Here is a 19,697-nt window from a genome sequence, read left to right as displayed (position 1 = left end):
AACAGAATAGCAAAGATGGAACCGATAGCGGCATTGAACCAGTTGATGAAAGAGAGTCACAAGTACATCCTCACGATGTATGCCGACGGTTCGTACCTGCACATCTTGTTGCAGCACACCGAGAATCGCGACTCGATTGTGACCGAACGGCTGCCCATCGGGTCCACTCAACAGTCGCTCGAGGAGGCAGTTTTTTCCCAACCCGTCCTCACCCGGGCCTTCGAGAAGGTCTTCTTTCTGGTCGACTCGCCCCGCTATACCTTCATCCCCAACGCTTTCGCCTCGGCCGACGACAACCCGCTCTACTTCAATTTCTGTTTCCCCGACAGCGACGGCACCGCCGTAGCGGCCGAGCTGCCTCATACCGGAGCGCAGATGCTCTTTGAGGTAGATACCGAGCGGCTTTCGTTCATCCGGCGCACCTTCGACCGCCCCGTCGTGCTGCACCGGCTGGCTCCCGTGTGCGAATACTTCTACCGCAAGAGCCGGCTGGGCTACAACGCCAAACTCTACGTGCACTGGGGCAACGACTCGATCGACCTGTTTGCCTTCAACCAACAGGGATTCCTGCTGGCCAACAGCTTTGCCATACACCACGTGAACGACGGCATCTACTACATTCTGAATGCCTGGAAACAATTGGGATTCAGCCCCACCGACGACGAGCTCTCGCTCTCGGGCGACCACCAGGAGCTGCGACAGCACATCATTCCGCTCATTCGCAAGCATCTGGCTTTTATCACCCTCACGAAATTCCCCTCTCACCTGCCGGCCGGCGACGAGAGTCTACCCTTGCCGCTGCGGCTCATCACCGCTTATACTCGATAGAGTGGGGCTTCAATCCCCTCTCTGCCTGCGGTATTGCGAAGGGGTACAACCATATTTTTTCTGGAAAGAGCGGCGGAAGGTCGAGACCGAATTGAACCCGCTCAAGAGGGCTGTCTCTTCGATACTGCCCCCGAAAGCCGCATCGCCGAGAAGCGACTTGGCCCGTTCGAGCCGGAACGAGTTGATGAAGTCGTAGAAGGTCACCCCCAACTCGTTGTTCAGGCAGTTGGAGAGGTAGCTGCGGTTGGTCCCCATCTCGGTGGCCAGGTCGTTGAGCGACAGCTTGGCGTTGAGAAACAGCTCCTTTTCGCGGATATACTCCTCGAGGCGTTGACCGATGAGCGACATCCCGTTGCGCAATGGTTCCACCGGCTCGTCTTCGGGAGCGGCGTCGTTTTCAGATAAGGCCGGTATCCACTCTTGCCGCAGACTGTAGTAGAGCACTACCGACCACAGCAGGGTCGAGGTGGTATAGTAGACGAGGTCGCCCAGATGGCTGATGTGGGTACAGGTATAGAGCCAAAGCAACAGACAGAGGGCCAGAATAATCATGCTGTTGATGAGCCAGCGCACATTCACCCGCTCGGTGTAGGAGTAGTTCTCGCGCATGAACCGGTTGTAGTTTCTCACCTTGGAGACGATGAAGAGTACCACGACCAGACAGAAGAGGGCCATATAGATCACACTCCCTACGTAAAAAGCCGATGCACCCGTTGTGGCAAATCCGGCGGTGAGGAGTACCAACGGCAATTCGAACTGCACCACCCGCTTGAGGCTGAAGAAGCCGGGGTAGAGAATCTCGAGCAGGAAGAGGGCACAAAACGGTACTGCCCACATGTCGAACGACAGCAACAGGGTAGAGTAGTAGTACGACTCGCTCACCGAGTCGACGTAGAGCAACAGGTCTTTTACATTCTGTACACCCCACAGGCAAAACAGGTATCCCAGTACCTGCAATGGTCGGTTGGTGCCCCGAAAGAAGGCCAGATTGATTCCAAAGTAGATGAAAAAGGCCGATGACAAACCGTGTGCAAAATTGGACAGACTTTCGATAAACAGCGTGTTTAGAACCATTCCCCCGTGGTGTTTGATTATGATATTTTCATAGACTCAATGGAATTGCAAATATAGTGTGCCACGCTATAAAAATCAAGAGAACTTGATTTTATGCTCTCGCCTTTCGCTATCTTTTCAGAAGAGAGGATGCGGCTCGGCATAGTCAAATTTGAAAAACAAGTTTTCCCGTTTGCCTCTGCCCTCACCTTTCACTATCTTTGTATCATAAACCAAAGAGCAAACAGCATGCGAATCATCAGCGGTAAATACGGGCGTCGGCGGTTCGATGTCCCCACTAATATCAAGGCTCGGCCCACGACCGACTTTGCCCGGGAGAATATCTTCAACGTACTGGAAAACCTGATCGACTTCGAGGGCATCGAGGCGCTCGACCTCTTTGCCGGCACGGGGGCCATCAGCTTCGAGCTGCTCTCGCGCGAGTGTGCCCGGGTGGTGTGTGTCGAGATTTACCCCACGCAATACAACTTTATCCGCAAGGTGCAGCAACAGCTCGGCGACCGCAACCTCACCCCCATCAAGGGCGATGTCTTCAAGTTTGTACAAAGCTGCCGCCAGCAGTTCGACCTGGTGTTTGCCGACCCTCCCTACGACTTGCCCAAGCTGGAGACTCTGCCGCACGAGGTGCTGTCGCGCAACCTCTTGAAACCGGGCGGTATCTTTGTACTCGAGCATTCGAAGAACAACGACTTCTCGTCGCACCCGCTCTTCGACCAGCACCGCAGTTACGGCAGCGTGAACTTCTCGATTTTCCGTCAGCCCGAGGCCGAGGCCTCCGGGGCGACCGACTCCCCGGACCTCTAACCGGGAGCGAAGCGGCTCGGCCCGCATCGTTATCTCCAGCCCTTTACACGAAAACAGAAGGGCTTCGCCCGGCCCGACGGCCACAGGCAAAGCCCCTTTGAAAGAAAGAAAATAAGAAACTCGTGTTATTTGGTGCGCGTAACCGTGTGCAGCACATGGCCGGTCTTGTCGAGCATGTAGAGGCTCAACTCCTGGTCCGATACCGATACGACCGAGAATCCCGGTTCGGGGCTGCAATATTGCGTTCCCTCGATGGGGCTCACCTTGCGGCTCAGCGAGGCCGACGAGTTGACCACGTAGTCGACCGGGCTGTCGGGCATCTGTATGTGCTGGAAGTTGTGAATGTGCCCGGCGATATACATGTCGACACCATATTTCCTCAACAGCGGGTCGAGACGCTCCTGCAGGTTCTCGCGCTCGATTTCGTCCTTGGGAGTCTGAGCATAGACGGGGTGATGGCCGATGACCACCTTCCAGGTGTCGTGCGAGGCATTCAGCACCGAGTCGATCCAGTGAAGCTGGGCCTGCATGTCTTGGGCGGCCACGTCGCGATACGACTCTTCCGACTCCTTGTGGTATTTGTCGATAAGCGGTGCCGTGTCGATAAAGACCACCTTGAGCGTAGAGCTGTCGCCCACCTCGAAGGTCTTGTCGTAGTAGCGGGCCGGCATGCACCAGCGGCGGCTTACGCCCGAATAGTCGAGCACGGCCTGGGTGTTGCCCCGATATTCGTGGTTACCCAGCACGGGATACCAGTCGAGCATCAGCTCGGGGTGCGAATAGATGTATTCGTAGTTGGTATTCCACAGAGGGTCGTCGACGCTGGCCACCCCCTCGAAGTGGTGAATGTCGCCGGCGGCGGCTACAAACTCGATGCCTATCTCGCCGGCCGTCTCGCCCATCTGCTCGGCAATGGGCTTCTGGTCGTAATAGCCGTTACGTCCCATATCGTTGGCTACGATAAAGTTGAAGTTATCGTCGATCGACTCGGGGAAGGTGCTGTTTTGCGTGTCGTTGGTCTGGCGGCACGACCAGCCGCACAGGATAATCCCCACCAGCAGCAAGGCCGAAAAGGTGCGGACATGTCTCAAAAAGAATCTAACGGATTTTTTCATTTCGTTTCGTTTCGTTTATTTGTTTTTATCATTTACTTGTTTTTTAGAACTCCCATTTTACACCGATGTCGAAGGTCGACTTGTAATACTCGAGCTGTGCCATGTACTGCTTGGAGCCCTGGTAGTAGCGCAGCGGCTGGTTGGTGAGGTTGTTGGCCTCGGCAAAGATGCGCAGGCCGTCGGCAATGCGATACGAGGCGTTGGCGTCGAGGAAGAGCTGCCCGTCGTAGTAGCGGTCTTCAAAAGCCGTGCTGGCCACCTCGTCGAGATACCCGGCGGTGTAGTTCAAAGAAACACGTGCCGAGAAGCGATTGTTCTCCCAAGCCAGCGAGGCGTTGAACATGTGCGGAGCCGTGCCCGGGAAGCTCACGTCGGTACGCTCCTCGCCGTCCTCGTTGTAGATACCTTTGGTAATCGAGTGGGTATAGGTGTAGTTGAGCATCACGCTGAAGTTGCGCATGAAACTCGAGGCAAAGAAGTCGAGCTTGCGCTGGAAGGCCAGCTCCACACCGAAGAGGTGTACCTGGTCGCCGTTCAGGGGGCGCAGGAACTGCCACTGCTCACCGGCCGGGATGGGGTTGGGCAGGTTGGGAAAATCGGCGGCAAACTTCTCGGTCGTATAGTTGGCATCGAGGTAGTTGTAGATGAAGTTGTCGAGATTTTTGTAGAAGAGCCCGGCCGAAACGATACCCACCGACTGGAAGTAGTATTCGCCGATGAGGTCGGCGTTGTAGGAGTAGGTGGCCTTCAGGTCGGAGTTACCGGCCGAGATTTCGCGGTCTTCCGATTTTACATCGGCAAAGGGAATCAGGGCGTAGTAGTTGGGGCGGGCGAGTGCCGTCGAGAAGACACCGCGGAGCACCATATTCTTTCGGGGTGTGTAACAGATGGTCACGTTGGGCAGCACGTTGGTGTAGCTGTTTTTCACGTTGCGCAAGTCGGCGTTGGCATAGTCTTCGTCGAGCACATAGTTGCCCTCGTAGTCGACCCGGGTATGCTCGATGCGGGCCCCCACGATAAAGGTGAGGTCGGGGGTAATATCCTGGTCCCAACGCAGATAACCGGCGTAGATTTGCTCCTTGGCCTTGTAGTTGTTAACCAGATACTCCGACGGGTCGGCCTCTTTCTCGAAGAGTGCGGCGTTGTTGAGGTCGACATTGCCCAGCCATTTTTTGGAGACGAACGAGCCCGGTATGTAGCGGTCGCCCTGTGTCAGAGGCGAGTTGTAGGTGACCGGTTCCATGTCGCCCAGCGAGGGGAGACCGTCGATGGGGGTATATTCATAAAAGTTGTTGTTGCGCTCCTTGCTCTTGATGCGGGCTTTCAATCCGAAGTGGAGACGACCCTTTTGCGATGCGATGGCCGAGAGAGGCACCCGGGCGTTGATTTTGGCCGAGTATTCATCCTCGTCGGTATAGTCGTGTTGTTCGGTGAGCTTGTCGAAGGCAAAGAGACTCAAGTCTTGCCCGGGAGCCGAGATAAAGGGCAGTCGCGGGTTGGTCAGATCTTGTGTGAGCGAAAGACCCTCTTGCGTATACTCGATGTAGCGTTCGTGCGGACGGTCTTCCTGAGCCTTGGCATAGCTGAGGTTCCAGTCGAGGTCGAACCGGGGCGAGAGCAGGTGCGTACCCGTGAGCGAATAGGATTGCACCCGCTGGTCTTCGAGACGGGCGTTCTTGTTGCGGCAGTTGTCTATACCGCCTTTGGTCTCGCGGGTGATGTTACCCGTGTATCCGGTAATCGCCTGCGTAGCCTCGTCGTATACGGGTTCCACATCCTTGAACTGGGTGCGGAAGCGGTTCTCCCTGTCGTCGCGCCAGTTGTACATCAGGTCGGCAGCCAGCGTGTTGTTGGCATCGATTTTCCAGTCGGTATTGAGCGAGATGCTGCGGCGGATGCGTTGCACGTCGTATTTGCGAATATCCATCTCTTCGAGGAAAATATTCTGGGCGTCGTCCTTGCCCCACACCCCTTCGATATTGTCCGAACCGTAGCTCTTGTTCATGTACGAGGCGCTGAGTACCATGCCCACCTTATCGTCGGCAAAGCGGTTGGAGTAGACAAACGAGCCCGACCCGGTAGCCCCGTTGCGGATGGGGTTGAAACCGCCCAGTGCCGTGAGCGAGATGCGCTGCCGGCCCGATGCGGCGCGAGTCACCAGGTCGACCGAGCCGCCTATGGCATCGCCATCCATGTCGGGAGTAAGGGTTTTGTTTACCCGTATGGTCTGTATCATGTCCGAGGGAATCAGGTCCATCTGCACCTTGCGGTTGTCGCCCTCGGCCGAGGGGATGCGGTTCCCGTTCAGAGTCACCGAGTTCAACTCCGAAGCCAGACCCCGTACGATGATGTTGCGGGCCTCGCCCTGGTCGTTCTGCATGGTGATACCCGGTACCCGTTTCAGCGCATCGCCTATGTTCGAGTCGGGGAAACGGCCCACCTGGTCGGCCGAAATCACGTTGGTTACATTGCGGTTGGTCTTCTGCTGGTTGAATGCCTTGGCCTGTCCGCGAGCCTGGTCGCCCATGACTACCACCTCGTTCAAGACTTTCGAATCTTCCTGCAACTGAAACTCGATGACCGAGTTTCCTCCCTCTTTTACCGTGACGTCCTGATACGCCGTCGTATATCCTAAGTAAGTGACTTCGACCCGATACTCCCCGTCGGGAACATTCAGGAACTCGAAGTAACCGTTTTTGTCCGAGACTGTGTAGCGGTTAAATTTGTCCAGTCGCAGTACGGCGCCCGGCAACGTGTGGTGCTCGGTCCCCTCTTTCACCGTACCCGAAATAAGTCCTGCTGCTTGTGCAACAGTAATTTGCACGAGAATAAAAATCAATGTGAATGTCCTTTTCATACTGTTTTTTCCGTTGGTTATATGCTGCGCCAAAATTATCGGGCCCGTGCAACATTTGTGTTACAACTGTTTTAAGCCTAAGCAACATTCGTTATACATTGATGCTACAACTCGTTTATTATCAGTGAGGTTGGCTAAACGAGAGAAGGGTATGAGCCGGGGGGGACAAAAAAAATCCCCAGGCCCGAAAACAATCGGGTCTGGGGATACTATCGGTCACGACGGGCGGCCTGCCCGCCGGATACATTTTTCGGTTACAACAATTTCTGCAGAAGCTCGGGCACCTGGATGTCGCAACATTGCAACCGGGCGAGGCAATCGGCTCCCTCGGGCGAAAGCGAGAAGTACATCTGCCGCTTGTCGTCATCGCCCAGGCTGCGCTGAATGAGCCCCTTTTTCTCGGCCGAGCGAATTACCTTCGAGGCGTTCGACTGGGAGAGGTTCAACTGTCTGGCAATATCGCCCGACGACAGTTTGGGGCAATCGCTCAAGGCACACAGCAGGGAGCCCTCGTTGAGCCCGAGGCCGTAGCGCTTTTCAAACCGGGCTTCAAACTCGGTGATGGCCCGGTATACATCGCGTATCTTGCAAAACGATTCCATACGCTTACTTGATTTCATACATGGCCTGTTTGAAACACGAACGCACACACTTGCCGCACTCTATACACTTGTCGGCATCGATTTGCGGCAACCCGAACCCCACCTGGCTGATGGCCTGCCGGGGGCAAAGGTCGATGAGCGGGCAGCGATGGTTCTGCGGACAACGGTCTTTGTCTACTACGATTGGCATATCTTTTTTTCCTCCTTTCTTTACACAAAAGTCGAACCTGCTGTGGCCCTCTCTGCCCCGGTCGATACGACTTTTGTATCGGTTTACAAAATTACATTTTCTTTTCCAATGCAGAACAAGACCGGGAGTCGCTTTTGCCTGCGGGCAAAACGAAGGGGGAATCTCCCCGTGCGGGAGACTCCCCCTCGCCGATAGGTTCTGCGTTATTTGATAAACTTGGTTTGCAGCACTTGTCCGTCGGCCATGGCCCGAACCAGATAAACGCCGCTCGACAAGTGGTCGACATCGAGGGTCGATTGATTTTCACAACCGGCTACCTGACGTCCGCTGGCATCGAAGACCACGATGCGGTCTACCTGCTCGGCCGAGCATACTACCTGACCGGCACTTACCCACAAGCGGCCGTCGGCTGCAACCGACTCTACGGACGAACCGCCTTTGACTATATCGCCATAGAACCCGATGTTGTCGATCGAGAGCATGTAGCCGTCGGTCGTCGTCAGACGGATGGCTACGTAGATGTTCTGTCCCTTATAGGCGCCCAGGTCTACACCGCGGGTGCTGGGATTGGTGGCGAAGTTCTCGTCGGTAACCGTCAGAATCGAGGTGAAGCTCTCGGGCTCGGCATCGGTGGTCGATACCATAATCTCGTAGTCCTCGGCAAAATCTTCACCGGCATCGCCCGACATGGCCGACCATACCATATCGGCATTGTCGGAAGTAACCCCGATTTGGGGGAAGATGCACCAGCGGTCGGCCGGAACAACCGTCGTAAACCACGAAGCAGCGGTAAGCATCCACGAACCGAAGGTGGGGTGCTCGTTGATTTCAATCACGTTCCACGGCTCGTTGTTGGGGAATATGTCGTTCAACGACGAGTTGACCGTGGCACCGTCTTCGGCTCTCAACGTCAGCTCTTCGGGAACGGTTCCCGTTTCGAAGTCGTAGTACATGACCGGGTTCTTCACTACGGTGAACTCGACTTCGAGAGTATTGTTTTCGAGATTCTCGTCGCCCTCGTTCTCGATGGTAATCGTCAGCGTGTGACCGCCGGACGAGAGGCTGGCCAGGGCTTGCTCGCATACGTAGTTTTTAGTCTCCTGAGGTTCGATGCTCTCGATGTCGAAGGTCTCGACAACCGTACCGTCGACGGCAACTTCGACCGAGGCATTGGTAATCGTGTTGACCGAATTGTTGACTATCGAGAAGGAGATGTCTTGCGACTGTTGCGACGATACATATTCGTTGACCGGCGAGGTGAGGTTGGTCACAGCCAGGTCGTTGCCGAGCATGTCGACGTGGCTTCATGGGGTTATTTCTTCAGCAATACCTTGTCGATAGCCTCCTTGAACGAACTTTTGGGCATGGCTCCCGTAGCCATCTGCGGCTGCTCGCCCATGGGGATAAAGAGTATCGAGGGGATGCTTCGTATCCCGAACAGACCGGCCAGCTCCTGTTCCTCTTCGGTATTCACCTTATAGATATAGATTTGTCCGTCGTACTCTTCGGCCAGTTCCTCGAGTATGGGTGCTACCATTTTGCAGGGGCCGCACCACGAGGCGTAGAAGTCGATGATGGCCGGCTTGTCGCCCAGGTATTTCCACTCATTGGGATTGGTTTCATAATCCATCACTTTTTTCAAGAAATCGGCTTTGGTCAATTCAATCGTTTTCATCTTGTTCTCCTTTTTATTATTTTTATCATTGTTCGTCGCTTGGGTTTCACAGGAGGCCAGCAGAAGCGCAACCAGACTCACCGCCCAAATCATCAGTCGTTTATTCATAACTTTTCTCTTTTTTAAATGAACTCATCAATAATCCGCCTATGGCTGCTCCCCACACCGTGCTGGTCCAGGGCGATGCCGTGATGGGGCAGGTGCCGCTGGCGCAACCTACATACCGCCAGTAAAGGTATCCGCCTACGGCTCCCAATATCAAGCCCAGAGCCAACAATCCGTATCGCTTCATCCAGCTCTTCATCACTTGCTTTTTGTCCTTTATCTCTATATTTGTTTTCATAAGAAAAATATTCCATTAGAAATTACTTTGCAAAGATGTATATTGTTTTCCATATAAACAATATTCCTATGGAAAATATTTATGGATATAATATCTCTTAACACTCTCGGCTATTCCGGGACATCTGCAGGGAGGGTATCTGGGAGACTGTCGAATAAAAAAATCCTCCGCACCGGGTGAGGCGCGAAGGATTCTGTTACAAGGTTTTAGCGGTAATCTTACAATTCGAATTTGTACATGCGGGCCAACCGCAACTGGTATTCATACTCGAGCGAGAGCCGGTTGTCAAACGCCTCGTAGAGCTGGGTCGCATCTACCAGATATTCGACCATCGATATTTGTCCGGCCGTGAGGGCCTTTTGCAGCAGCCCCAGGTTGTTCTGGCGCATCAGCAGGTCGTAGCGGGCGTGGTCGCGTTGCAACGATACGGCTTCGTCGTAGGCGGTCTGCAGCTCGGCCAAAGCCTGTTGCTCGCGATTGTTCACGGCAAAGCTCCCGGCCAGAGCCTGGGCCTTGGCCATCTTCACCTTCTTGCGATTGGCAAAGAGGGGAATGGAGATACCTACCGAAAGACCGTTGAACCGCTCGCCCAACTCATAGGCATGGCGGTAGCCCAACTCAAACTTGGGCAGCCACCCGGCCCGGTTGAGGGCCACCGACTTGTCGGCGATGAGGCTCTCCTGGCGCAGCAGCTGCAGCTCGGGGTCGGCCTGCAGGGCCTGGGCTTTCAGGTCGTCGAACGAGGCGGGCATCGCTGCCTGCGGGTAGTCGGCCAACATCTCGAGGCCCCCCTCGAAGGGTTCGCCGCCGTTCAGCGCCCGCAGTTGGGCCAGACAGGCCGAACGGTCGTTGCGCAGCCGCGTGTTGGCGGTGGTGACGTTGAGCTGTTCGATTTCGATTTTGTTCACGTCGAGTATGGCGGCATCGCCCGTCGCGAGTCGTTCGCGATAGAGGGCGGCCAGCCGGTCGGCAGCCGCCTGCCGCTCCTCGCCCAACTGAATGCAGCGGTTCAGATAGACGATGCGCAGGCACAACTCCTTGGCCTGCAACAGCACCTGCTGCCGCAACAGTGCCTGCTGCCCGTCGTAGAGGCTGCGCTTGAGGTTGCCCATCTGGTTGCGCTGCACGTAGAGCGAGGGGAAATCGAATGCCTGCGACACGGTGATGTCGTATTTGCGGTCGCCGGCATTCTGGGCACCCCACAGGTGCTCCAGTTCGAAAGTTGGGTCGGCGAGCGAGTTTTGCGACGACACCTCGGCCTTCTGGCTCAGCACCATCTGGGCCCCGGCCTTCAGCTGGGGATTGTTGGTCTCGATACTCGACAGAATATCGGCCATCTTATTTTGAGCTCCCGCACCCGCAACGGCGAGTGCGCAGAGCAGGAAAAGCGTTTTTCTCATCGGTTTTCTTTTTTACGGTTCATAATCCAATAAACGACCGGCACCACAAAGGCGTTGAGGAAGGTCGAAGTAATCAATCCGCCCAGAATCACTTTGGCCATCGGGCTCTGTATCTCGTTGCCCGGCAGGTCGCCGCCCAGAGCCAGCGGGATAAGGGCCAGGGCCGAGGTGAGCGCCGTCATCAGGATGGGGTTCAACCGGTCGAGCGAGCCGTGCAATACGGTATCGTGCAGCGTATGCCCCTCGGCCAGCATGGTGTTGTAGTGCGACACGAGCAGCATGCCGTTGCGGGTGGCGATACCGAAGAGCGAGATGAAGCCGATGATGGCGGGGATACTGATTTCGCCCGTGGTGAAGCGCAGGATAAAGACGCCGCCGATGAGGGCCAGCGGCAGGTTGAGCAGGATGACGGCCGACTGCGACGCGCTGCGGAACTGGTTGTACAACAGCAGGAATACCACCAGCAGCGAGAAGAGCGACACAATCGAGAGGGTGCGCGAGGCGGCGGCTTCGCTCTCGAACTGTCCGCCATACTCGATGAAGTAACCCTCGGGCAGGGTGATGGTCTCGTCGATGCGTTCCCGGATGTCGTCGACTACGCTGCGCAGGTCGCGGTCGCTCACGTTGGCCGAGATGACGATTTTACGTTTCACATTCTCGCGGTTGATGGTGTTGGGACCGGTAGCCGACTCAATCTCGGCCAGCGTGCTCAACGGCACTTTGCCCATCTGCGTGTCGATCATCAGGTCGCCGATGCGGGAGGCGGTGGCCCGTTCGTCGTCTTTCACCTTGACCGTGAGGTCGAAGGTACGGCTACCCTCGTAGACCTGCGAGACTACCTCGCCGGCCAGGGCCACGTCGATAAACTCCGAGAACTCGGACAGCGTTACCCCGTAGCGGGCCAGCATCTCGCGCCGCGGCGTAATCTTCAGTTGCGGCCGTTCGATTTGCTGCTCGACATTCAGGTCTACCACGCCGTCGATGGTCGAGATGTTTTTCTTGATCTGGTTGCCCAACATGAACATGCGGTTGAGGTCGTCGCCGAAGAGCTTGATGGCGATGCGGGCCTGTGTACCCGAGAGCATGGCGTCGATGCGGTGCGAGATGGGCTGCCCGATTTCGATGTTGACACCGGGCAGAATCGAGAGTTTCTTGCGCACATCGGCTACCACCTCGGCATGCGAGCGGTCTTTCAGTTCGAAGGGGGCTTCGATTTCCGAGGTGTTCACACCCAGCGCGTGCTCGTCGAGCTCGGCACGTCCCGTCTTGCGGGCCACGGTCTTGATTTCGGGCACCTCGAGCAGCAGTTGCTCGGCCCGGCGGCCGATGTTGTCCGACTCCTCGAGCGAGATGCCCGGCAGGGTGCTCACGTTGATGGTGAACGACCCTTCATTGAACGACGGCAGGAAGCTGCGGCCCAGGGTAAAGAAGGTAATCAGTGCCGCTACAAAGAGCACGATGGTGCCGCCCAGTACCTCGCGGCGGTGGCGCAGCGACCACTCGAGGGCCCGCTGGTAATACTTCTTGAGGGTGCGGGCCACGATGGGTTCGCGGTTCATCTTGTCGTCGCTACCCTTACCCAACAGGTAGCTGCAGAGTACCGGCGTGAGGGTGAGGGCCACGATGGTCGAGGCAAACAGCGCCACGATGAAGGCGATACCCAGCGGTACCAGCATGCGCCCCTCCATACCGGTGAGGAAGAAGAGGGGGATGAAGGTGACGATAATGATGAGCGTCGAGTTGAGGATAGGCATACGCACCTCGCGCGAAGCCTCGAACACCACGTCGATAACCCGCTTGCGCTCGCCGGGCGGCAGCTTGCGGTTTTCGCGCAGGTGCTTGTAGACATTTTCCACGTCGACAATGGCATCGTCGACCAGCGACCCGATGGAGATGGCCATACCGCCCAGACTCATGGTGTTGATGGTGAAGCCCATGAAGTGCAGGGCCAATATCGAGAAGAGCAGCGAGAGCGGCAGGGCAACCAGCGAGATGATGGTGGTGCGCACGTTCATCAGGAAGAAGAAGAGCACGATGACCACGAAGAAGGCCCCTTCGTAGAGCGACTTCTTCACGTTGTCGATAGAGCTCTCGATGAAGTGCGACTGGCGGAAGATGTCGGTCGATACGGTCACGTCGGCCGGCATGTTCTTTTTCAGCTCGTCGACCGACTCCAGCAGCTTGTCGGTCAAGTCGAGCGTGCTGGTGTTGGGCTGCTTGGTGACGGTGAGCAGCACGGCCGGATGAGCCTCGACCGAAGCGCACCCCAGCTTGGGCGCCTTGTCGCCAATCTTCACCTCGGCGATGTCGCCCATCAGGATGGGGACACCGTCGACGCGTTTCACCACACCCTTGGCAATGGCGTCGACATCGGTCGTAGCCACGGCACCGCGTATGATGTATTCGTTGCCATATTCATAGAGGATGCCGCCGTTGGCATTGCGGTTCATCTGGCGGGCAGCGGTCAGCACCTCGTCGAGCGACACCCCGTATTGTTTCATGCGGGGCAGGTCGAGCAGAATCTGGTACTCCTTCATCTCGCCGCCGATGACGGTAACCTGTGCCACCCCACCGATGGAGAGGAGGCGGGGACGAATGGTCCAGTCGGCCAGCGTGCGCAAGTCGCGCATCGAGGTCGAGTCGGCCGTGAGGCCGATAATCATCATCTCGCCCAGAATGGACGACTGCGGGCCCAGCGTAGGGGTACCTACCCCCTGGGGCAGGCTCTCGCCCACGACGGCCAGTTTTTCGGAGGTTATCTGGCGGGCCCGATAAATATCGGTACCCCAGTCAAACTCGACCCACACGACCGAGAAGCCGGTGGTCGACGACGAGCGCACCCGACGCACGTCGGTGGCACCGTTGAGGGCCGTCTCTACCGGGAAGGTAACCAGGCGCTCCACCTCTTCGGGAGCCATGCCCGGAGCCTCGGTCATCACCACGACGGTAGGGGCGTTCAGGTCGGGGAATACGTCGACATCCATCTTGAGCGACGTATAGATGCCTGCAAACATCAACAGTATCGAAGCAACCAGCACGAGCAGCCGATTGTTCAGCGAATATCGGATAATCTTGTTCAACATGGCTGCGGCGGATTAGTGGTTGTGGGAATGACCTTCGGGAATGACACCGCTGTGTGCGGCCAGTTTCACCTGATAGACACCGCGGGTAACCACCCGGTCGCCCTCGTGCAGACCCGAGAGGATGCGCACGTTGGCCCCGTCGGTATCGCCCAGCGTGACCTCTTGCTTCTTATACCCCTCTTCGTCGAGACGCAGGTAGACGAAGTAGAGTCCCTGCTCCTCGGTGAGGGCCGAGACGGGCACCACCAGGGCATTGTCGACCGGCGTAGAGAGCAGGTAGACCTCGACACAAGCACCGGGCACTACATCGCCCCGGTTGTCGAGTTCGAAGACCACCGGCACGTAGGCACCGCCGGCCAGGGAGCCGCGGCCGTAGCTCAGCAGCTTGCCGTTCAGTTGGTCGAGGCTGTATACCTGGTCGTCATACGAGGTCTTGAAGTGGGCCGATGCGATGGTAGGCAGTGCCTTGTAGTAGCGTTGCGGCACCTCGGCCCGCAACTGCAACCGGCGGTTTTGCGAGAGGGTCATCAGCGGTTGTCCCATCTCCACGAAGTCGCCGTCGTTCACCAGAATGTTTTTCAGGTAGCCGCTCATGGGAGCCTGCACGGCACTGCCCGTCCCGTTTCCGCCGATAGCCTCGTAGGCCAGCCGGGCGGTCTCGTAATCCTTGGCTATCCGTTCGTACTCCTGGCGCGAGATAATCTGGTCTTTCACCAGTTCGCTGGCCCGGTCGTAGGCCTTGCGAGCCGTCTCGTAGTCGATATGGGCGCGTTGTGCCGGGTCGCCTGCGGCCAGCTTTTGGGCCGAGAGGCGCAGCAGCACGCTCCCTTTCGATACTTGGCTGCCGTCGGTGATATGCCGTCCGGCCAGCGAGACCACGCCCGACACGGGGGCTACGACCGTCATCTCGTCGCCCTGGGCGGCCGAGAGAGTACCCGAGCAGGGAATCACGCTGTGAAACTTCTCGGGCTTTATGGTTTTGGTGGTCAGGCCGATGGCTTCGGCCTCGGCTTTTTTCAGGATGATTTCGTCGCCATGGCCTTCGGCTTCGTGGTCGTGACCTTCGTGCTCGCTGTGCTCATGGTCGTGCTCTTCGATGTGGTCGCTGTGTTCGTGGGCTTCGCCATCGGTGTGCGACGAGCCCGAGCAGCTCCACAGAATATACGATAAGATTGTGATTGTCAATAATATGTTTCGTTTCATAGGTATTGCTTTAATATTGAATAAACAGATGTTTCAATCGTTACGGCCATGTCGGTGGCCGCACGTACGCATGGCTCGGCAGTGCATGATGCTCTGCGAGACAACACGATTTCAAAACTATATACCTATGCTACGGGAGGGGCCCTCAGAGCGAGGGTCTGGAGAAAGACGGCCGTATGCAGCCGTTCGACATAGATGCCATACGTGGGCGACTCGTCGGGGATGTCGACGACCCAGTCGGCCAATACGGCCCAGGTACCCAGCAATATCTTGACCGGGGCAAACCGAAGGGTTAGGTGCTGATGCAACGATGCCAGATCGACCGGTATCTTGTAGGCAAACCAGTTGCAGCCGGTGCAATCGTCGGTCTCTTCTTCGGCGCTTTTGGCGTGGGAGTCGTCGCTGCCGAGCAGGTTGAACTCGAGGCATATCATGCCGTTGGCGTGGTGATGATGCGGAAGTGTCGTAGAGAGCACTCCCAGGCAACCGGCCAGCAACAGACATACTATTTTCAGCTTCTTAGCCCACATAAAAGATAGATTTGCAACGGCAAAGGTAAGGCACAATCCCCGGGAACGGGATATTACCCCTGCAGTTTCAATCGAGTTTTAAATTTATTTAATATTATTCCTCGTCCAGGTCGTCGTCGAAATCGAAGTCAAAATCGAATCCGTCGTCGGCATACTGCGACTCGAGGAACTGTGCCATCTGTCGGCCGTCGCGTTTCGTGGGGCGTCCCAGCCCCTTCTGCCGGTTGACAAAGCCGCTGATGCGCACCATGTCGAGCAGTTCGTATTGCTCGGGTGGGGTGACATTCTCGAGATAGCCCGGCACCAGTTTGGCCCCCATGCGGTTCTCGGCCAGAGCCAGAATCTTGAACGAGTAGGTCACGGGCGGCTTGCGCACCTGTATCGTGTCGCCCACCTTGACCGTGCGCGAGGGCTTCACCCCTACGCCGTCGACCATCACCCGGCCCTTTTTGCAGGCCTCGGTAGCGATGGTGCGGGTTTTGAAGATGCGGGTGGCCCACATGAACTTGTCGATTCGTACCTCTTCTTTTGCCATAGTTGCTACTTGTTGTTATACTGGTTCATGGTCTGCTGTACACCGGCCAGACAGAAACTCTTGATAATTTCGCCGGCCCGTTCCAGCTTCTCGGGCAGTTGTGCCTCTTGTTCCGGGGGGAAGGCCCCCAGCACGAAATCGATCTGCCCGCCACGCGGAAAGTCGTTGCCGATGCCGAACCGCAACCGCGAATAGACCTGCGTGCCCAGTGTCTCGCAAATGTGCTTCAGTCCGTTGTGACCGGCATCGCTGCCTTTGGGTTTCAGCCGCAAGGTGCCGAAGGGGAGAGCCAAATCGTCGACCACGACGAGCAAATTTTCTACGGGGATATTCTCCTTCTGCAACCAGTAGCGCACGGCGTTCCCGCTCAGGTTCATATAGGTCGAGGGCTTGAGCAGCACGAGGGTACGTCCCTTGATGCGCAGCTCGCAGGTAGCTCCGTAACGGCCGTCGGTAAAAACGAGATTGGACGCCTTAGCCAAGGCGTCCAATACTCTGAATCCTATGTTATGCCGGGTATTCTCGTATTCGTAACCGATATTCCCCAGCCCTACAATCAGATATTTCATCTACAAAAAGATGGTGTTTGATTAGTCTTGTTTAGCTTGAGCACCACGAGCGGCACGCGTCAGGTTAACGGCGCAAACCACAGCATTCTTGGCGTTCATCAGTTCCAGACCCTCGAAGTGGAGCTCGCCTACTTGCAGCGTCTTGCCCAGACCCAGGTTGTCGATGTTGATAACCAGACGTTCGGGGATGTTGGTGTAGATGGCTTTCACTTTGAGTTTTCTCATCGAGAGGCTCAGTTTACCACCGGCACGTACACCTTCGGAGTGACCTTCGAGTTGAACGGGAACTTCCATAACCACCGGTTTCTTGTCGGTAACTTCGAGGAAGTCCATGTGCAGAATAGCGTCGGTTACGGGGTGGAATTGCAGGTCTTTCAAGATGGCCATTTTCTTCTCACCGTCGATGTTCAGTTCTACGGCAAAGATATCGGGAGTGTAAACCAGTTTGCGAACAGCGTCTTTGGTTACAGTGAAATCGGTAACGATAATACCTTTTTTACCACCCGTGAGTTCTACCAGTTTTTCGCAGGGTTTCAGGGTGCCGGTGTAAGGCAGGTCTACCAGTTCGCCACCGTTGAGAACGGCAGGAATCAGGTTTTGTTTACGCAGGCCTTTTACAGCTTTCTTGCCCAGATCGGTACGGGCCGTACCATTCAGTTGAAATGTTTTCATTGTTTTGTTGTTTTGTGTTACTCAAAATTAAGTGATTTCTCTTGCTCCTTAATTTCCCATCACACGGAATTTTCAAAAAGCGGGGCAAAGATACGATATTATTTTCTAATGTACAATAGCTTAGTCAATAATTCACACACCCGTGTGGCGGCGGTTGTCGTGGGCCATCGTGGCCATTGCGCGGGGGCAGTCGGTGGTGTGGTGACGGTCTCGGGGTGGCGGTTAAGGCAGGTCGTCGAAAGGGAGCCGCAGTTGTACGCCGTCAAGACCTGCCTCGAGCGAGTTGCCTACGCCTGCGCCGATAAGTCTGATTTTGTGTCCCCCGAAGTCGCAGGCCGCGAGCAGCTCCTGCGCCACGCGGTAGAGTGTGGCCAACGAGTCGACCGGGGTCGGTAGCGTCTTCGAGCGGGTGATCTGTTTGAAATTGTCGAATTTGAGTTTCAGCACCACCGTTTTCCCCTTGAAGCGGTGGCGTTGAAGCCGTCCCCATACCTCGTCGCACACCTCGCCCAGGTCGGCAGCCAGCCGGGCGCGGTCGTCGGTATCTTCGATAAAGGTGGTCTCGGCGCTGATCGATTTGCGTATGCGGTTGGGCACCACCTCGCGGTCGTCGATGCCGCGGGCATAGCCGTAGTAGAGAAGTCCCGCCTTGCCAAACTGGCGCATGAGCGAGGCGCGGTCCCACTGCCGCAGGTCGGCCCCGGTGAGGATACCCAGCGCGTGCATCTTCTGGGCCGTCACTTCGCCGATACCGAAGAACCGTTCGATGGGCAGGGTGGCGACAAATGCCTCGATTTGAGCAGGAGCGATGGTAAAGAGCCCGTTGGGCTTGCGGTAGTCCGAGGCGATTTTGGCCAGCATCTTGTTGACCGACACCCCGGCCGATGCCGTGAGTTGCGTCTCGGCCAGAATGCGGCGTTTGATTTCGCGGGCTACCAGCGTAGCCGACCGCTCGTGCGACACGTCGAGAAAAGCTTCGTCGAGCGACAGCGGCTCAATCAGGTCGGTATAGTCGGCAAAGATGCTGCGTATCTGCATCGACACCGCCTTGTAGACCTCGTGCCGCGGTTCCACGAAGATAAGCTGAGGGCAGAGCCTCCGGGCCTGAGCCGACGAGAGAGCCGAGTGCACGCCATAAGGACGAGCCTCGTAGCTGGCCGTAGCCACTACGCCCCGCGGGCCGCTATGCCCCACGGCGATAGGCTTGCCCCGATAGACCGGGTTGTCGCGCTGCTCGACCGAGGCATAGAAGGCATCCATGTCGATGTGTATGATTTTCCGCATAATGCAAAGATAGTGAAAGGCGAGAGCAGAGGCAAATGAAAACTCTGTTTTCAAATTTGACTAAGCCGAGCCGCCTCCTGTCTTCTACAAAAATAGTGAAAGGCGAGAGCAGAGGCAAGTCGATACGCGGGTCCGAAAATTTTTCGCGAGAAATATCAGAAGAGATGGCTTGTCAAATAAACTTAAAAATTGTGATAATTTTGAGAAAATAAGAAATATTCCCCCTGTTTTTGCCGCTTTTGTCGGGAATTATCTATATTTGTATAGAATTTGGTGAGATAATGGCCGGGAATTCGAAAGACATAATAGAATCGCTTATCGCTAAGTTTCACGCTATTAGCGATTTATGTAAGTCTCTCGAAGAGGAGAACGGGTCACTCAAAGACCGCTTGGCGCAATGCGGGCAAGATATGCAGGCATTGCAGCAACGATACGACGAGCTGGAGAAGAGGTATAACAATCTGAAACTCTCGCGATCGATTACGGCACAAGAGGGGTCGAGTGTCGCCGAAACAAAGGCCAGATTTGCCAGGTTGGTGCGGGAAATCGATAAGTGCATCTCACTCTTGAACGAATAGGATGCTATGAACGATGATAAATTAAAGATAACTCTGAGAATTGCCGACCTGAAAAACCCGTTAGCCTTGCGGGTCGATTACGGTGCGGACGAAAAATATTGGAGAGATGCCGCCGACTTGTTCAACAAGCGATGGGCTTTTTACCGGGACAAGTACAAAGACGGACTGATGGATTCGGAATCGGTAATGGCGATGGTCGCCGTCGAGATAGCTCGACTCTACTGCGAGATGGTACAAGATCGCAAGAACCTGCTGGCCGATTTGAAGAGACTCGAAGTCGAGGCGGAACAGATATTAAACGAGCATACCGTATAGAATAGCGGTATCGAAAAGAGAGATAATTCCTGCACTGCAG

At 56.0% G+C, this 19,697-nt stretch carries 19 protein-coding genes; 3 read left to right on the top strand and 16 right to left on the bottom strand.

Going from position 1 to position 19,697, the window contains the following annotated elements:
* Window positions 1-15 precede the first annotated feature (15 nt).
* Window positions 16-828, top strand: a complete 813-nt coding sequence (locus ABGT88_RS13845) for a DUF3822 family protein (protein WP_300132095.1) — start codon at window positions 16-18, stop codon at window positions 826-828.
* Window positions 829-837: 9 nt separating this feature from the next.
* Here ABGT88_RS13845 and ABGT88_RS13840 read toward each other — a convergent pair whose 3' ends face one another.
* Complete coding sequence (locus ABGT88_RS13840) at window positions 838-1,902, bottom strand: AraC family transcriptional regulator (protein WP_346702691.1); 1,065 nt, start codon at window positions 1,900-1,902, stop codon at window positions 838-840.
* A gap of 228 nt (window positions 1,903-2,130) precedes the next feature.
* Here ABGT88_RS13840 and ABGT88_RS13835 point away from each other — a divergent pair, with 228 nt between their 5' ends.
* Window positions 2,131-2,706, top strand: coding sequence for an RsmD family RNA methyltransferase (locus ABGT88_RS13835; protein ID WP_087409127.1), 576 nt, complete (start codon window positions 2,131-2,133; stop codon window positions 2,704-2,706).
* A gap of 125 nt (window positions 2,707-2,831) precedes the next feature.
* Here ABGT88_RS13835 and ABGT88_RS13830 read toward each other — a convergent pair whose 3' ends face one another.
* The 15 genes from ABGT88_RS13830 to dinB form a co-directional block, all read right to left on the bottom strand.
* Window positions 2,832-3,797 carry a metallophosphoesterase gene (locus ABGT88_RS13830; protein WP_241147845.1) on the bottom strand — a complete coding sequence of 322 codons (966 nt, stop codon included), beginning with the start codon at window positions 3,795-3,797 and terminating at the stop codon, window positions 2,832-2,834.
* Window positions 3,798-3,864: 67 nt separating this feature from the next.
* The gene (locus ABGT88_RS13825; RefSeq protein ID WP_346702689.1) at window positions 3,865-6,678 is read right to left on the bottom strand and encodes a TonB-dependent receptor; all 2,814 of its coding nucleotides are present in this window, start codon (window positions 6,676-6,678) and stop codon (window positions 3,865-3,867) included.
* A gap of 254 nt (window positions 6,679-6,932) precedes the next feature.
* Window positions 6,933-7,280 (bottom strand): MarR family winged helix-turn-helix transcriptional regulator, encoded by a 348-nt coding sequence (locus ABGT88_RS13820; RefSeq protein WP_087409063.1) that lies wholly within the window; start codon window positions 7,278-7,280, stop codon window positions 6,933-6,935.
* A 4-nt stretch (window positions 7,281-7,284) separates the two neighbouring features.
* The gene (locus ABGT88_RS13815) at window positions 7,285-7,470 is read right to left on the bottom strand and encodes a 4Fe-4S binding protein (protein WP_087409062.1); all 186 of its coding nucleotides are present in this window, start codon (window positions 7,468-7,470) and stop codon (window positions 7,285-7,287) included.
* A gap of 203 nt (window positions 7,471-7,673) precedes the next feature.
* Window positions 7,674-8,762, bottom strand: a complete 1,089-nt coding sequence (locus tag ABGT88_RS13810; protein WP_346702686.1) for a T9SS-dependent choice-of-anchor J family protein — start codon at window positions 8,760-8,762, stop codon at window positions 7,674-7,676.
* A 20-nt stretch (window positions 8,763-8,782) separates the two neighbouring features.
* Window positions 8,783-9,253 (bottom strand): thioredoxin, encoded by a 471-nt coding sequence (gene trxA, locus ABGT88_RS13805; RefSeq protein ID WP_346702684.1) that lies wholly within the window; start codon window positions 9,251-9,253, stop codon window positions 8,783-8,785.
* On the bottom strand, window positions 9,246-9,452 hold the full coding sequence (locus ABGT88_RS13800) for a DUF6132 family protein (protein WP_162611679.1): 207 nt from the start codon (window positions 9,450-9,452) through the stop codon (window positions 9,246-9,248). The genes trxA and ABGT88_RS13800 overlap by 8 nt, the downstream gene beginning before the upstream one ends.
* 254 nt (window positions 9,453-9,706) lie before the next feature.
* Complete coding sequence (locus ABGT88_RS13795) at window positions 9,707-10,888, bottom strand: TolC family protein (RefSeq protein ID WP_346702682.1); 1,182 nt, start codon at window positions 10,886-10,888, stop codon at window positions 9,707-9,709.
* On the bottom strand, window positions 10,885-13,971 hold the full coding sequence (locus tag ABGT88_RS13790) for an efflux RND transporter permease subunit (protein ID WP_346702680.1): 3,087 nt from the start codon (window positions 13,969-13,971) through the stop codon (window positions 10,885-10,887). The genes ABGT88_RS13795 and ABGT88_RS13790 overlap by 4 nt, the downstream gene beginning before the upstream one ends.
* Window positions 13,972-13,983: 12 nt before the next feature.
* A complete protein-coding gene (locus tag ABGT88_RS13785; protein ID WP_300132116.1) occupies window positions 13,984-15,174 on the bottom strand; it encodes an efflux RND transporter periplasmic adaptor subunit in 1,191 nt (396 codons plus the stop codon).
* Between the two features lie 125 nt (window positions 15,175-15,299).
* Entirely contained in the window at window positions 15,300-15,704 is a 405-nt protein-coding gene (locus ABGT88_RS13780) for a DUF6769 family protein (protein WP_087409056.1), read from the bottom strand.
* 94 nt (window positions 15,705-15,798) lie between these two features.
* On the bottom strand, window positions 15,799-16,239 hold the full coding sequence (locus ABGT88_RS13775) for an RNA-binding S4 domain-containing protein (protein WP_087409055.1): 441 nt from the start codon (window positions 16,237-16,239) through the stop codon (window positions 15,799-15,801).
* Between the two features lie 5 nt (window positions 16,240-16,244).
* Window positions 16,245-16,808, bottom strand: a complete 564-nt coding sequence (gene pth, locus ABGT88_RS13770) for an aminoacyl-tRNA hydrolase (RefSeq protein WP_087409054.1) — start codon at window positions 16,806-16,808, stop codon at window positions 16,245-16,247.
* A 21-nt stretch (window positions 16,809-16,829) separates the two neighbouring features.
* The gene (locus ABGT88_RS13765; protein ID WP_087409053.1) at window positions 16,830-17,480 is read right to left on the bottom strand and encodes a 50S ribosomal protein L25; all 651 of its coding nucleotides are present in this window, start codon (window positions 17,478-17,480) and stop codon (window positions 16,830-16,832) included.
* Window positions 17,481-17,702: 222 nt separating this feature from the next.
* Window positions 17,703-18,764 carry a DNA polymerase IV gene (gene dinB, locus ABGT88_RS13760; protein ID WP_346702677.1) on the bottom strand — a complete coding sequence of 354 codons (1,062 nt, stop codon included), beginning with the start codon at window positions 18,762-18,764 and terminating at the stop codon, window positions 17,703-17,705.
* A 584-nt stretch (window positions 18,765-19,348) separates the two neighbouring features.
* Between dinB and ABGT88_RS13755 the strand changes: the two genes are divergently transcribed.
* Window positions 19,349-19,657 carry a cell division protein ZapA gene (locus tag ABGT88_RS13755; RefSeq protein WP_087409051.1) on the top strand — a complete coding sequence of 103 codons (309 nt, stop codon included), beginning with the start codon at window positions 19,349-19,351 and terminating at the stop codon, window positions 19,655-19,657.
* Window positions 19,658-19,697: the final 40 nt, after the last annotated feature.

The organism is Barnesiella sp. An22 (assembly GCF_963931395.1).
In the GTDB taxonomy this organism is placed as follows: Bacteria; Bacteroidota; Bacteroidia; order Bacteroidales; family Barnesiellaceae; genus Barnesiella; species Barnesiella merdigallinarum.
Note: the sequence above shows the minus strand (reverse complement) of the source record. Positions and strands in the feature narration are given on the sequence as shown.